General features: G+C 35.0%; 14 protein-coding genes. 10 read left to right on the forward strand and 4 right to left on the reverse strand.

The genetic code is table 11. From position 1 onward, the window contains the following. The first annotated feature begins 15 nt into the window (after window positions 1–15). Together R2Q16_RS04330 and R2Q16_RS04335 are read left to right on the forward strand one after the other, a co-directional pair. Entirely contained in the window at window positions 16–1296 is a 1281-nt protein-coding gene (locus R2Q16_RS04330; RefSeq protein ID WP_316735364.1) for a glycosyltransferase, read from the forward strand. An 87-nt stretch (window positions 1297–1383) separates the two neighbouring features. Beyond that, the gene (locus R2Q16_RS04335; RefSeq protein ID WP_316735366.1) at window positions 1384–2130 is read left to right on the forward strand and encodes a glycosyltransferase family 2 protein; all 747 of its coding nucleotides are present in this window, start codon (window positions 1384–1386) and stop codon (window positions 2128–2130) included. A 190-nt stretch (window positions 2131–2320) separates the two neighbouring features. Here R2Q16_RS04335 and R2Q16_RS04340 read toward each other — a convergent pair whose 3' ends face one another. The 3 genes from R2Q16_RS04340 to typA all read right to left on the reverse strand — a co-directional run bounded on the left by R2Q16_RS04340 (window position 2321) and on the right by typA (window position 6899). After that, a complete protein-coding gene (locus tag R2Q16_RS04340; RefSeq protein ID WP_316735368.1) occupies window positions 2321–3511 on the reverse strand; it encodes a serine hydrolase in 1191 nt (396 codons plus the stop codon). Window positions 3512–3584: 73 nt separating this feature from the next. After that, window positions 3585–4517 (reverse strand): lysophospholipid acyltransferase family protein, encoded by a 933-nt coding sequence (locus R2Q16_RS04345; protein WP_316735370.1) that lies wholly within the window; start codon window positions 4515–4517, stop codon window positions 3585–3587. Between the two features lie 579 nt (window positions 4518–5096). Next, window positions 5097–6899, reverse strand: coding sequence for a translational GTPase TypA (gene typA / locus R2Q16_RS04350; RefSeq protein ID WP_316735372.1), 1803 nt, complete (start codon window positions 6897–6899; stop codon window positions 5097–5099). A 371-nt stretch (window positions 6900–7270) separates the two neighbouring features. Between typA and R2Q16_RS04355 the strand changes: the two genes are divergently transcribed. Beyond that, window positions 7271–8413, forward strand: a complete 1143-nt coding sequence (locus R2Q16_RS04355) for a retroviral-like aspartic protease family protein (protein ID WP_316735375.1) — start codon at window positions 7271–7273, stop codon at window positions 8411–8413. Window positions 8414–8433: 20 nt separating this feature from the next. On the opposite strand, the gene R2Q16_RS04360 is transcribed toward R2Q16_RS04355, so the two are convergent. Beyond that, window positions 8434–9243, reverse strand: coding sequence for an alpha/beta hydrolase (locus R2Q16_RS04360; protein ID WP_316735377.1), 810 nt, complete (start codon window positions 9241–9243; stop codon window positions 8434–8436). A gap of 171 nt (window positions 9244–9414) precedes the next feature. Between R2Q16_RS04360 and R2Q16_RS04365 the strand changes: the two genes are divergently transcribed. The 7 genes from R2Q16_RS04365 (at window position 9415) to R2Q16_RS04395 (ending at window position 15407) form a co-directional block, all read left to right on the forward strand. Beyond that, window positions 9415–10122, forward strand: a complete 708-nt coding sequence (locus R2Q16_RS04365; protein ID WP_316735379.1) for an esterase family protein — start codon at window positions 9415–9417, stop codon at window positions 10120–10122. A 78-nt stretch (window positions 10123–10200) separates the two neighbouring features. Continuing rightward, complete coding sequence (locus R2Q16_RS04370) at window positions 10201–11253, forward strand: hypothetical protein (protein WP_316735381.1); 1053 nt, start codon at window positions 10201–10203, stop codon at window positions 11251–11253. Between the two features lie 29 nt (window positions 11254–11282). Continuing rightward, the gene (locus R2Q16_RS04375; RefSeq protein ID WP_316735383.1) at window positions 11283–12383 is read left to right on the forward strand and encodes a carboxylate-amine ligase; all 1101 of its coding nucleotides are present in this window, start codon (window positions 11283–11285) and stop codon (window positions 12381–12383) included. Between the two features lie 8 nt (window positions 12384–12391). Continuing rightward, the gene (locus R2Q16_RS04380; protein WP_316735385.1) at window positions 12392–13216 is read left to right on the forward strand and encodes a glutamine amidotransferase-related protein; all 825 of its coding nucleotides are present in this window, start codon (window positions 12392–12394) and stop codon (window positions 13214–13216) included. Between the two features lie 112 nt (window positions 13217–13328). Next, window positions 13329–14516 carry a hypothetical protein gene (locus tag R2Q16_RS04385; protein WP_316735387.1) on the forward strand — a complete coding sequence of 396 codons (1188 nt, stop codon included), beginning with the start codon at window positions 13329–13331 and terminating at the stop codon, window positions 14514–14516. 129 nt (window positions 14517–14645) lie between these two features. Further along, window positions 14646–14804, forward strand: a complete 159-nt coding sequence (locus tag R2Q16_RS04390; RefSeq protein ID WP_290242284.1) for a FeoB-associated Cys-rich membrane protein — start codon at window positions 14646–14648, stop codon at window positions 14802–14804. A 12-nt stretch (window positions 14805–14816) separates the two neighbouring features. After that, on the forward strand, window positions 14817–15407 hold the full coding sequence (locus R2Q16_RS04395; protein ID WP_316735392.1) for a Crp/Fnr family transcriptional regulator: 591 nt from the start codon (window positions 14817–14819) through the stop codon (window positions 15405–15407). Window positions 15408–15519: the final 112 nt, after the last annotated feature.

Below are 15519 nucleotides of genomic sequence, written 5' to 3' on the forward strand. Positions count from 1 at the left end.
CAATAAAATGTATTTTTGAGTGATTTGAAAGTTGTACATCTAAATACCTATGACGGAAATGGCGGAGCAGGAAGAGCCTGTTTGCGCTTAAGTGATGCCCTTAATGCAAGCGGTATCGATTCGAAAGTATTAGTTTATTACAAGTTTGGGCAAAACCCGGCGATAGATACATTTAGTAAGTCGCCATTTCAAAAAGCTAAAGCTGTTTACAATATTTTTTCTGAAAGATATTATGCCAAGTGGTTAAGCAAATCGGTTAAAACGCCTTTCAGCTTGCAATGGTTTGGTCGTTCTGTCATTAATCATCCTGATGTTAAAAATGCCGATGTTATTCATCTACACTGGGTAAATCATGGTTTTTTAAACCCTAAATTTTTAGCACAGCTTGATGAATTGGAAAAACCCATTGTTTGGACTTTTCATGATAGTAATGCATTTACCGGTGGTTGCCATGTGCGTTATGGCTGCGAAAATTTTCATCAGCAATGCGGTAATTGCCCAATTTTAAAAATAAGTGGCGTAAATGATATTTCACATAAAACATGGTTACGCAAGCAGAAAGCTTATACTGAAGTAAATTTTCATATCGTTGCACCAAGTAAATGGATGGCAGGCTCGGTAAAGTTTAGTAGTTTATTGGGCACACGGCAAACATCAGTAATCCCGAATACTATAGAAACCAAAATTTTTAAGCCTTACGTTAAATCAGAAGCTAAAAAACTACTAAAAATAAATCCTGAAAAGTTTGTTTTGATGAGTGGTTTTATGCCTTCAAAAAATGATAAGCATAAAGGAACACCTTATTTAATTAATGCGTTGGAAATTTTATCACGCCGGGCTGGAATAAATAAGGAAGATATCGAATTGGTAATTTTTGGTAATAAAGAAAATGCTGAAATGCCGACATTTCCCTTCAAAACCACCTTTTTAGGAACTATTAACAAGGATGAACATTTGGCTAAATGTTATTCGGCTGCTGATGCTTTTATAACGCCATCGCTCGAAGATAATTTGCCGAATACCGTAATGGAAAGTTTGGCTTGCGCTACTCCAGTGATTGCCTTTACAACTGGCGGAATTCCAGATATGGTTAAACACATGCAAAATGGCTATTTGGCAGAATATAAAAACGCAGAAGATTTAGCCAACGGAATTGAATGGCTTTACCATCGTCCAAATAAAGAAGAACTTCATAAGGCTGCCAGACTTAGCATTTTAACAGATTTTTCGGAAGAAGTAATTGCAGCTGAACACATACATTTATATGAAACGTTGATTAATTTGCAACCGAAGTAATTTTTGTTTGTAAACTTCATGTTTTTTAGTCCGTGAAATCAACTTATTAATATTTTTTAAATTTACGTAAAAGCTAAACTTACACACTTGCCTAAACTAACCGTAATAACAATCGTTTATAACAATGTTCGAGATGTAGAGCGAACGATAAAATCTGTTATTAACCAAACTTTTAAAGATATTGAATACATTATTATCGATGGTGCATCTAACGATGGAACACTTGAAGTAATAGAAAAATACCGTAATCATGTAGCAAAAATTGTTTCTGAAAAAGATAGAGGCATTTATGATGCCATGAACAAAGGACTTGCTTTGGCAACCGGAGATTATGTATTGTTTATGAATTCTGGTGATGAAATTTACGATGTGCAAACTGTTGAAGATATTTTCAAGACAGCAGAAGGTGCTGATATTTACTACGGCGAAACTGAAATGTACAATGATAATTGGGAAAACTTAGGAAGGAGGCGACATGAAGCTCCGGAAAATTTCACCTGGAAAAGTTTTAAATATGGCATGAGCATTAGCCATCAGGCGATATACATACGCAGAAGTATTCTTACTCCTTACGATTTAAATTACAAATACAGTTCGGATATTGATTGGATTATCAAGGCGGCTAAGAAAGCATCAAACATTGTAAATGTTCATCGTTACGTGGCTAAATATTTGGTTGGCGGAATGAGCAAAAAGAAACATCGCGAGAGTTTAAAAGAACGTTTTCAGATTTTTACTAAGTATTATGGTTTAATTCCGAATATTTTTAACCATTTTATTATTGCAGGAAATTTGGCTTTTTATTTTTTAAAGAATAGAAGAACGAATGATTAACATTTGTTAATTTTTGTAATTATTAAACTACAGAAAATGAGTTTTTTAAAACAAAATCTTATTTACTAATGTCTTAATTACATCATCCTATTAAAAAATAAATGAATTGAGTCTTTGAAGAAAGTGCTAAAGAATTTGGACGCTCTTTCTAGATTACTCAAAACGGCTGACCTTGGTTGGCCGTTTTTATTTACCTCTGCGGATAAGAAAATGGCAAACCTGCTAAATGCCTGCTAATTTTTCGATAAGGATAATCTCCAGCACCACGGCTTGCGAATTGAACAATAATTGTATTGGTTTTAGGGTCGAGATACAATCTTTGTCCCAACATACCTTCGGCAGCATAATCACCATTATCGCCTTCTTGCGGAATCCACCATAAAAAATGATGAGCAGATTTTTGCCAACCTTTTGCAGATGCAGCTTTTTCTGAATCAATATTTATGGATTGTTTTACCCAGTTTTCAGAGATTATTTGCTTGCCGTTAAAATTCCCTTTATTTAAGAATAATCTGCCGATTTTTGCTAAATCAATTGCAGTAACCTGAAAGCGGCTTGCTGTATTTGCCAATCCGTTTTTATGGTCTAAACCGAAACTTGCATTATATTCTGTGCCTAAATCTTTCCATATATTTTCTTCGAAGAAATTGGCAACAGATTTACCGGTAGCACGCTCTAAAACCCAGGCTAAAAGAATAGGATCAATACTTTTATATTGCCAAAGTGTTCCCGGTTTATTTACAAGCTTAACTTTCATCAGCTCAGCTTTCATATCATGGGTATAGAAATATTTAGCTTCATCAGAAAAGAATGCTTTTGTAATCCCCCCTAATGCATCTTGAAATTTTAAACCCGATTTCATATCAAGCAGGTTTTTAATGGTAATTTGTTGATAAGCAGAATTAGCTTTTAATTCGGGAATGTAGTTTATTACCTTTTCATTTAAGCTTTTGATGCTGCCATTATCTAAAGCCTTTCCAATCATTATTGAAATGATACTTTTAGCACCCGAAAATATTGTAGTTAAGGTACTGTCTGAATAACCGTTATCATACTTTTCATAAAGCACGGTATCGTTTCTAATCACTAAAAACGCATTAATTTCACCATTTTTAAAATAATCTTTAAAGCTGATGAATTGATTTTTTGCATCAAATACATGAAGTGTATCTAAATCATTTCTTTTGTTAGTAGTTTTAATAAAATGAAATGCAGAATCACTTTTATGAACAAGAGCTTGCGGAAAAATTTTATAGGTATTTGCATCGGGTGTTCGGTATTGTAAAACCCGAATAAGATAAGGCTTCCATGCAAAAAGTGTAATTGCAGCAATTAAAACTATGGTAATCAGAACCGCAAATATTCTTTTGAAAACTTTCATCAATAGCTTTTAAAGCAAATATAATTTTAAAAATATAAAGCTTTTGAATTTACAAAATTAGCTTGCGATGATTTTAAGAACGACTTAAAAGCGATTCATTATTCAAGTCACCCAAATCAATCTTGGGTAAGTTAATATCCGGTTTATATTTCCATCGCCTATGGCTCCATAACCAATAAGCAGGCTGCTCTTGAATCATGTTTTCTAAAAACCTGGTATGCAATTCAGTTATTTCAAACTCTGCCGTTTCTTTAGGATGTAAGCAAATCGGCACGCAATCAACTTCGTAGTAACCTCTTTTTAAATAATTTATTTTAAGGTAAAATACTGGCCGGTTAGTCTTTTTTGCGATCTTTTCTATACCAAGCTGGATAGAAGTTTCCTGATGCAAAAAGTTGGTCCAGTAAATTGATTCTTCTTTTGATGGCGCTTGGTCGCTGCCGAAAGTAAACATACTTGCACTGTTTTTATTGGCCTGTACAGCCCTTAAAGTTTGTCGCATAGAAACCATGTTGTTGCCAAATTTGCTTCTCATGTTAAAAAACCAATTATCAAAAGCTTCACTACTTAAGGGTTTGTAAATTGGGTAATGTTGACCAGAAAAGTTTAAACCGATTGCCATACAAACCCATTCATAGTTGCCATAATGCGATGAACAGAACAATACACTTTCATTGTTTTGCAAATAAGCTTCAACTAAATCGGTGTTTTTAAACTTAACACGCTTGTTTAATTGAGCTTTAGAGATACTTTTCATTTTTATCACTTCTACAAAGAGTGACGATAAAAACTTATAATATTCTTTTTCTATTGCATTTAGTTCGGCTGCAGATTTTTCGGGTAAAGCGTTATATAAATTCTCTTTAACCACCTTTCTACGATATTTAAACACGTAAAAAATTAATAAATAAAAAGCATCGGCTAATCTATATAGTAGAAATAGTGGTAAAAGAGAAAGTGCGTTTAATAAAAAAATCCCAATCCGAGATAAAATCTTATTAATCATAAGGCCTTTGATTAGTTTAACAATGCAAATTTAGATGCATGTTAAAAATCAATTGCCATGAAATTGTTAGATTTTTATTCCTTTTAGTTGTTTTGAAATTCCGCTGACGAAAATTCAATCAAGTGATTAACTTTTGGCGTTTTACGTGGTTGCTTTGTTCTGTGTACAGACCAAATTTATTAAACCTTATTGCAGCGATATACTTTTTTAATTGTACAACCATAAATTTTCATGCCATGCTGAGGCACGAAGCATCTCTGAGCGATGAAAAACACATCTTTTATGCTCCGAATTACTGAAGTTTAAAAAAGATTAAGCGGAAAGAAGGACGGACACTGAAAAGAGTGTTGAAACCTGATTTTCAAAAACCTCACCCAAGTTACTGCTTTGGCAAATTTCTTAGGTGGTAAAAACTGCGAAGGACTTAAAAACGAACCTAAATTCCCTCTCCTTAAGGATAGGGAAAGCATAAAATTTTCATCAATTGGTTGCTTTCACAGGGTGAGGTACAAAAAAAGCCCATCTCAATTAAGAAATGGGCTTCAGTATTTAAAATCCCTTTGGGGGAGTTTTTAGTTATTAGTTTTTGCTACCGTTTGCTTTACGTTGTTGTTCTGTTAAGAAGATTTTACGTAAACGCATACTTTGAGGCGTAACTTCGATGTACTCATCAGCCTGGATGTACTCCATAGATTCCTCTAAAGAGAATTTAATTGCCGGTGCAATACGGGTGTTATCATCAGTACCAGAAGCACGCATGTTAGTCAAAGCTTTTCCTTTAACGATGTTGATTACTAAATCGTTATCGCGGATGTGCTCACCTAAGATTTGTCCTTCGTAAATATCAACACCTGGATCTACAAAGAAACGACCTCTATCTTGTAATTTATCAATTGAATAAGCAGTAGTTGTACCTTTATCCATTGAAATTAAAACACCATTTAAACGACCAGGAATTGTACCTTTCCAAGGCTCGTAAGCTTTGAAACGGTGCGCCATAATCGCCTCGCCAGCAGTTGCAGTTAATACGTTGTTACGTAAACCGATAATACCACGAGATGGAATTTCAAATTCTAAGTGTTGTAAATCGCCTTTTGGTTCCATAATTAACAACTCACCTTTACGTTGAGTTACCAATTCGATTACTTTACCAGAAACTTCAGCAGGTACATCAACAATTAAAGTTTCAACCGGCTCATGTTTTTTACCATCAATTTCTTTAACAATTACCTGTGGCTGTCCAACTTGCAATTCGTAACCTTCACGACGCATAGTCTCGATTAGAACAGATAAATGGAGAATACCACGGCCATAAACCAACCATGAATCTGCACCTTGAGTTTCGACAACTTTAAGGGCAAGATTTTTTTCCATTTCTTTAATCAAACGGTCTTTAATACGTTGAGAAGTTACCAATTTACCCTCTTTACCAAAAAATGGTGAATTGTTAATGGTAAACAACATATTCATTGTAGGCTCATCAATGCTGATAACTGGTAATTGCTCTGGATTCTCGAAATCAGCAATTGTATCACCAATATCAAAACCATCAATACCAACAACCGCACAAATATCGCCAGATCTTACTTCAGTAGCTTTTACCTTACCTAAACCTTCGAAAGTATATAATTCTTTTACTCTTGATTTAACAATCTTGCCATCGCGTTTAATTAAAGTTACCGGTTGGTTTTCTTTAATTGTACCGCGGTGTACACGACCAATAGCAATACGACCTACAAAAGATGAATAATCTAACGACGTAATTTGCATTTGTAAGCTACCTTCGTTAATTGGTGCAGCAGGAATATTATCTACAACAGCATCTAACAAAGCAAAAATATCAGTAGTTGGTTTTTGCCAATCTGTACTCATCCATCCTTGTTTAGACGAACCGTAAATAACTGGGAAATCTAATTGATCTTCAGTAGCTTCAAGGTTAAAGAACAATTCAAAAATTTGCTCGTATACCTCTTCAGGGCGACAGTTTTCTTTATCAACTTTGTTTACAACCACAATTGGTTTTAAACCTAAAGCCAAAGCTTTTTGCGTTACGAAACGCGTTTGAGGCATTGCACCTTCAAAAGCATCGCAAAGTAAAAGTACACCATCGGCCATTTTCAAAACACGCTCTACCTCACCGCCAAAATCCGCGTGACCAGGTGTATCGATAATATTGATTTTTACATCTTTGTATTGAACAGAAACGTTTTTAGACACGATTGTGATACCACGCTCACGCTCTAAATCGTTGTTATCCAATATTAACTCTCCTTTTTGCTCGTTGTCACGAAATACAGAACAAGAGTGTAAAATTTTATCAACCAATGTAGTTTTACCGTGGTCAACGTGTGCTATAATAGCTATATTTCTAATCTTTTGCATAAATGCGCCTCAAATTTGGCGCAAAGATAATGTTTAGAAATGAATTTTCTACTATGTAGCCTACTATTTAATGCTATGATAATGTTGTAATTATCTCATTTATAATTAGAAAAGCAAATGCAGTAACATTTAGGTTTGGTTCGGCCCCGCTTTCCATTACAATCTTTTTAAACTTCTGTCATTCTGAGGAACGAAGAATCTGTTTCATCGGTGGCAGATGCTTCGTGCCTCAGCAAGACAAGCATATTCAGGTCACTACAAACAAAAAGTATTTTCATTTCAATCGGGTTTAAAGTATAATATGTGTGTTGCTATTAATTTTACTTGCAACCTTTGTAAGAAATTAAACATCTTTGAGCGTACACACAATTATGAAAAAATTAATATTATTTATTGCTTTGGCATTTTGCATCGCCAAAAAGAGTTCAGCTCAAAACAACGAAGTAGATAGCCTAACTTTTGGCACCGAAAAGGGATTATTAATTTTTGAAGGCTATCTAAATGGAGTTAAAACCGATTTTGCATTTGATACCGGAGCTGGAATGGGCGTATTAAACAGCGAAAATGTCAGTAACTCAAATATTAAACGAAAAGGTTCTACGAAAATAAACGATAGTCAAAAAAACTCCGCTAAATTAGATCTTGCGAAGATAAACGATTTAAAAATCGGCTCGTATAATTTTCAAAACATAACGAGTGTTGTGGCCGATATGCCGTTCCTCTATTGCAACAATGCTTATTTACTCGGTGGCGATGTAATTAACAAGTTAAACTGGAAGTTCGATTTTCAAAAAAATAGAGTTTATTTTTCTAAAAAGCCTTTTACACCTCAAGAAAGAATGACAGAAATGCCTTTTAAAATAATCGGAAATCGCCATTTTTCTAATTTAATTGCTCAAGGTTCTGTTATAGATAGTGTTCTAATAGATTTTGGTTTTGCTGGGAACTGTACAATGGATTTAAAATTTAGCAGTACCAAAGAAATTATGAGCAAAATATCGCCAGAGAATATTTATGCCAGCAAGAGTTCTTCAATGGGTTTAAATTCAATGTCGATTGGCAAAACAACTAACTCCTTTTTTCTTGATTCAGTAGTTTTTGGCGGAGTTGCTGTAAACAATTTTAAAGTAAATGCAATGAATGATACACACAATAAAATCGGATTATCATTCTTAAAAAAGAGTTTTAGTGAAATAATACTCAATAATACAGAACTAAAATACTGGCTACAACCGAACAGCATTGTCCCACAAAAACAAACCAGCTTCGATGCAGGATTTCACTTTAATGATAAAAATAAAATCGAAGTAGTTTCATTAAATGGTGCTGCAAATCACACCGCACAGTCATTAAATATCGGACAGACCATACTGGAATTAAATGGCCGAAGTGCAGAAAGCTTTACCGATAAATGTGAATTTTTAATATGGTATGCTGAGCAAGCTAAAAAGGAAGAGTTTGGTATACTAACCGATAAAGGTGAAAAATTAACGATTAAAAAATCGGTTTTTTAATCGTTAAACCCGTTATCTATTTAAACCTCAAAAGCCCAATTTAAAAAGGCGGGCATTGCATTTTCCCAAGTCGGAACATCATGCTTGCCTCCAACTTTTTCGTAATAGAAAATATGCTCAGGGCGCTTATAATTTTTCTTCATTAATGATTTTACAACATCAATTGTATCATCAATAGAATCGATAATAAAGTTTTTATTACGATCCGCCTTTTCATCTTCCGTACCGGTCATCAACCAAAATTTCATATCTGGTTTTGAAGAGGTGGTATCAATAAGTTCGTGCATAATTCTATCGGCATCGGTGTAACCATCTGCCAAATCTTTTTTACGCCACCAAAAAGCACCAGAAAAAACACCAATCGCATCAAAAACCGATGGATTTTTCCAGGCGATATCAAAGGCCGATAAACCACCTAAAGAAAAACCTGCGAAAGCTACTTTACCACTAATTGGCATCGCAATTTTTTTCTTAACAAAAGGCAGTAACTCTTTAATAACAAAATCAGAATATAAATCCGCCTTTGCACCACGACCTTTAAAATCTGGCACTCCGGCTACGCCATATTCCATTAAACGCTCAACTGAAGCTTTAATCGCCACAACAATTAAACGATGATTCCTTTTGTTATGATGCGCATCTTGCAAAATTTTCGCAAAATCCATTTTTGCAACATCCTGCCCATCGTTTAGAAGCAATAACTCTATTTTTTCATTCCCTAAAATACCTTCAGGGGCATATATATCAATTTCAACTTCGTGCTTTAAATAAGCCGAAGGAATTTTAAAATGACTGGTATTAACTTTTACTGATAAAATTGTAGTATACATAATATTCAAATCCCCTATCACCTGGCAACCGCCTCAGAATTTTGGGCAAAGTTACAAATCTTGCTAAACTATTAATTATCAGTTGCCATTTTTTACACTGAGCTTTATTAAAATCAAAACCATTAAATTTTGTAGAATTAAATTTATATCTTAAAGCATTAAATTTTTTGTATGGTTAAAGAAGAACATAAAAAATGGTACAGCCCAAATTTAAGTGCTGAAATCGACATGCTCATCTTTGGTCACGGTGGTATCCCTATTCTACTGTTCCCAACGAGTATGGGGCGATATTTTGAGAATAAAGATTTCAAATTGATAGATTCTGTTGAAGGTTTTATCAACGAAGGAAAAATCAAAATTTATTGTCCGGATGGCATTGATAAATTAAGCTGGTACAACAAAAGCATACATCCCGCAGATAGAGTAAAAAATCATATTTGGTATGATAAGTATCTTTTAGAAGAAGTAGCACCTTTAGCCAGACATGAAACCGGACATAGTAAAATCATTACGGCTGGTTGTAGTTTCGGGGGTTATCATGCTGCAAATTTTGCTTTCCGCCATCCTTGGTTAGTAAGCCATATGTTTAGCATGAGTGGCGCATTTGATATTACCGGTCAGCTCGATGGATTTTATAATGATGATGTTTACTTCAATAATCCTGTTGATAACCTAATGAACAATAGCAACCCTGAACTTCATTATATGAAAATAGTTTTGGGCACAACTGATAGAGATATGTGTAGAAATGATAATGAGAATTTATCGCGTATTCTATCTCAAAAAGGCATAAATCATTGGCTGGATATCAGGCAAAATGCCGACCATGATTGGCCGATATGGAGGGAAATGTTTCCGAATTATATTGCACAGTTATAGTTACTTAAAACAATTTAACGATAAAACAATTAACTAGTTATACATTATAACCAGTTACACAATTAAACTAAATTACGAATGAAAAAAATAGGGATCTTATTTGGTCAGGAGCGCTCATTTCCTGAAGCCGTAGTCGAAAGGATTAATCAAAAAGCGGAGAAAGGCATTACTGCCGAAGCCGTTAAAATAGAGAAGATATTGCAAAACCAATCTTTGGGTTATGCTGTAATTATTGATAGAATATCTCAGGATGTGCCATTTTATCGTGCATCTTTAAAAAACGCAGCCATTACCGGAACTGCTGTAATTAATAATCCATTTTGGTGGAGTGCCGATGAAAAGTTTTTTAACAATTCGCTTGCCGAACAAATTGGCGTTCCCGTACCTAAAACAGCTTTAATTCCATCAAGGCAACATCCAACTGGTACTACCGGAGATTCATTTTCGAACTTAACCATGCCTTTAAATTGGGATGAGATTTTTGATTATGTTGGTTTCCCTGCATATATGAAACCTTTTGACGGTGGTGGATGGAGAGATGTGTATAAACTTCACGATAAAGAAGATTTCTTTGATAAACATAGCGGAACTGAGCAACTGGTTATGTTACTTCAAGAAGAAATTATTTTCGACGAATATTTTAGGGTTTATTGTATTGGCGGAAAACATGTTCGCATCATGCAATACGATCCGCGTAACCCGCATCACTTACGCTATGCGGTGGATACAAAACCATCGAGCGAAAAATTATTAAAAACCGTTGAAGAATATACCTTAAAACTTTGCCAATATTTAGGTTACGATTTTAATACCGTAGAATTTGCCGTTCGTGATGGTGTGCCTATTGCAATTGATTTTTGTAACCCTGCGCCAGATGCAGATATTAAAAGCGTAGGACAAGAAAATTTTGATTGGGTTGTAGAAACTACTGCAAATTACGCCATTGAAAGAGCCAAAGCTCAAAAAGATGGTCAGGATAATTTAACATGGGGAGAATACATTAAAACTTCTGTTGCAGGGAAACCGCTTGTTGCAAAAGCCGCACCTAAACCAGCTGCGAAAAAAGCACCAGAAAAAACAGCTTCAGAAAAAGCTCCGGCAAAAGCTAAAAAACTGGCTGCAAAAAAATAAAAGGGATTTAGAATTTAATAACCATTAGGATGAATGAATTTACGCTTGGTATAGAGGAAGAATACATGGTAATTGATCCCGTTACCAGGGAACTTACCTCGCACGACCAAAAAATTGTTGAGGCAGCGCAAAAAATACACAAAGACCAGGTTAAAGCAGAAATGCACCAGGCTGTTGTGGAAGTTGGAACCGGAATTTGTAAAACGACAAGCGAAGCCCGAAAGGAGATATCGCAATTACGTTATACAGTTTCACAACTTGCAGGCGAGCAAGGCCTACGCATCGGCGCTGCCGGAACACACCCATTTTCGCATTGGGAAAAACAATTGATAACTGAACATCCCCGTTATAATGAAATTGTTAACGAACTACAGGAAGCTGCACGTTCAAATTTAATTTTTGGCTTACATGTTCACGTTGGCTTTCAATCTCGTGAACTAGCTATACATATTGCAAATCAGGTTAGGTATTTCCTGCCTCACGTTTTCGCTTTATCAACCAATTCGCCTTTTTGGGAATCGAGAAATACAGGTTATAAATCCTTTAGAACAAAGATTTTCGACAAATTTCCACGTACAGGAATTCCTGATATCTTTAATAGCATTGAGGATTACGACAACTACGTAAAACTCCTTATCAAAACAAATTGCATGGATAATGCAAAGAAAATTTGGTGGGATATACGTGTTCATCCGTTCTTTGATACCGTAGAGTTTAGAATTTGCGACTGCCCGATGCTAATCGACGAAACTATGGCTTTTACCGCTCTGTTTCAGGCCCTTTGTGCTAAGTTGTATAAGCTTCGCTTACAAAATATGACTTTCATTAACTACTCTCGTGCTTTAATAAACGAAAATAAATGGCGGGCTGCAAGGTATGGAATTGATGGAAACCTAATCGATTTTGGTAAGGAAATGGAAGTAAATTGCCGTAACCTGGTTTTAGAACTTTTGGATTTTGTGGATGATGTAGTTGACGAATTAGGTTGCCGTGAAGATATAAATTACGTACATAAAATATTAGAACACGGTACAGGCGCAGACAGGCAGTTGGCAGTTTACGAACAAACTGGTAACTTTGAAGCCGTGGTAGATTACATTACCACACAGACACTTATAGGTGCAAAGTAAAAATTATTATGGATAAAAGGAGCTTAAGGGTCGCCGTTATTGATATGAATAACGGTGCTCCAAATCAGGGCATGCGGGGAATACAGGAAATTTTATCCCGTTATAAAAATGAAAACAATATTGATTTAACATTCAATATTTTTGATTTAAGACAAAAAGGTGAAATTCCTGGCATTGATTACGATGCTTACATTTCAAGTGGTGGTCCGGGAAGCCCGATAGAAAGCAAGGGCGAAAAATGGGAGAATGATTTTTTCAATCTCCTTGACCAAATTGAAAACTTTAATGCTGCGCATGAAGAAAAGAAGTATGCCTTTCTAATTTGTCATTCTTTTCAGTTGGCCTGCAGAAAATACAACTTGGGTAATGTAACCGAAAGGCGTTCTAACGCCTTTGGTATTTTTCCAATTACGCTTACAAATGATGGTGAGCAAGATGAAATTTTCGAAGGCATTACAAATCCTTTCTTTTCTGTTGATAGCAGAGATTGGCAAGTTATAGAACCAAACGTAGAAGCTTTCGAGGCAAAAGGGGCAAAATTATTAGCCATTGAAAAAGAACGCAAACATGTTGATTTGGAACGTTGCATGATGTCTATTCGCTTTACTGATGAAATAATTGGAACCCAGTTTCATCCGGAAGCAGATCCTGTTGGTATGAAAATGTATCTGCTACAAGAAGAAAAGAAAAAAGTTATCATCGATACGCATGGCGAAGCAAAGTATTTTGATATGCTTAACAGTTTGGATGATCCGGATAGAATTGTACTTACTCAGAGTGTTATTCTGCCAAATTTTTTAAACAAAGCGATAGGAAATTTACAGGAGGCATAGAAACAATTATTTAAGTTGATTTTACGCACTCGTCATTGCGAGGCACGAAGCAATCTCTATCAATTTAGATTGCTTCGTGCCTCGCAATGACGATATTATTAAATGAAAGCATATGATACCTGCTCAACGTCAAGAATTTAATCAGCAATTTACCGAAGAAAAATATAAAAACTTCTTGACCGACTTGCAGGAAGGATATCCCGAAATTCCTTTTAGAGTTGCTGAAACGCCAATATTTATTCCGAAGGAATTAAAAGAAAAACTAATCGCCGCAGGCGAAGAAATCATAAAACTGATTAAACAACCAAATTTTAAAGAGCTAACTAAAAATTCTATTCCGATAGATTGGAACGTGCCAAATGAAAACGAGCAGCCTCATTTTTTAACCTTCGATTTTGGAATTTGTAAAAACGACAGTGGAGCATTAACCCCAATGTTAATCGAAATGCAAGGTTTTCCATCATTATATGGATTTCAAAATCATCTTGCTAATACTTTTAAAAAGAACTACAAATTAGATAGTTCTTTAAACTATTTTTTTAATGGTTTCGATGAGGATGAATACATTAAGCTTCTTAAAGATGTTATTATTGGCCAACATAATCCACATGAAGTTGCCTTGATGGATGTTGACGCACCTAACCAAAAAACAGCAATCGATTTCTTTGTAACGCAAAAAATGCTAGGTATTAAAATCCTGGCTTTGGAAGACATCAAGAAGATTGGTAAACAACTTTTTTATGAGGAAAACGGTCAGCAAATTCAATTGAAAAGAATCTACAATAGATTGATATTTGATGAAGTTGCAAACAACGCTGACATTTTTAAAAATAGTTTCGACCCTCGTGAAGAACTTGATATAGAATGGGTAACACACCCCAACTGGTTTTACAGAATCAGTAAATACACCATGCCATTTTTAAACAGCGAGTTTGTTCCCGAAACCAGGTTTTTGAATGACGTAACATCAATTCCTGAAGATTTAGAAAATTATGTACTAAAGCCTTTATTTTCTTTTGCTGGCATGGGCGTGATTATTGATGTAACAGAAGCTGATATTAAAAATATTTCAGACCCAGAAAACTGGATTTTACAGCGAAAGGTAACTTACGAACCAGTTGTTCAATCACCCGATGGTGGTGTTAAAGCCGAAATTAGAATGATGTATTTATGGCCTGATGGTGGCGAACCGCAGCTCTGTATAAATTTAGCTCGGTTAAGTCGTGGCAAAATGATTGGTGTTCGGTACAATGCAGATTTTGATTGGGTTGGCGGAACGGTTGGTTTTATGGAAGAATAAAAAAAATTGTTAGTCTTAGCCTGTCGAAGACACTGATATTGTCTTTCGACAAGCTCAAGATGACATCACATTAAAACCTTTTTACATTAAACTGAACTCAAAACCCACTAAGCAACTTATATTTGTATTATGAATACTCAAACGATTTTAGTCTTTTTACTTTTTGCGGTTGCATTGGTATATGTGGGCCGTTTGGTTTATAAATCTTTGCAGGTTAAAAAAGATGGTTGTGGCGGCAATTGCAAATGTGGTGTAGATTTTTCTGATATTAAACCTGTAAAAAAGTAATTCACATTCTACATGATTGATCAGTTTAGAAATTATCTCAAAGAGAAAATACAAATTACAGACGATCAATTCGACGATATATCGACCGATTTAAAGATAAAAAAGTTTGATAAAAACGAAATTATCCAATATACGGGTGATATTACAAAACACGGCTTTTTCGTTTGTAAAGGCTTATTAAGAGCATACTCTATAGATTCTAAGGGCAAGGAACATATTCTACAATTTGCACCTGAAAATTGGCTAATGTCTGATAGAAACAGTATGAATAATGAAGCTTCTGTATTCTTTATTGATGCTATCGAACAAACAGAGGTGGTAATTATGCCTAATGATTTTATGGAACAGGCGGCAATTAAAGTTCCATGTTTGCAGCCTATGCAAACCAGACTGTTAAATAATTCCATTCGATTTATGCAAAAGCGAATTAACATGCTTTTGAGCGCCACAGCCGAAGAAAGATACCTTGATTTCATTAAGTTATATCCAAATTTAACCCTACGCGTTCCTCAATGGATGATTGCCTCTTACCTTGGTATTACCCCCGAATCTCTAAGCAGAGTAAGAAAAGAATTAGCAAATAAGCATTTCAGAGCTAATTAATTATTGAATGAGAGAGTTTTGAATTAGAGAATGGTAGCAAATCATCAAAGTTCAATTACTCGATATTCTAGCCATCGAATAATTCTATCATTCACTCCTTCTATCAATCATT

The organism is Pedobacter aquatilis (assembly GCF_032678425.1).
Classification (GTDB): Bacteria; Bacteroidota; Bacteroidia; order Sphingobacteriales; family Sphingobacteriaceae; genus Pedobacter; species Pedobacter aquatilis_B.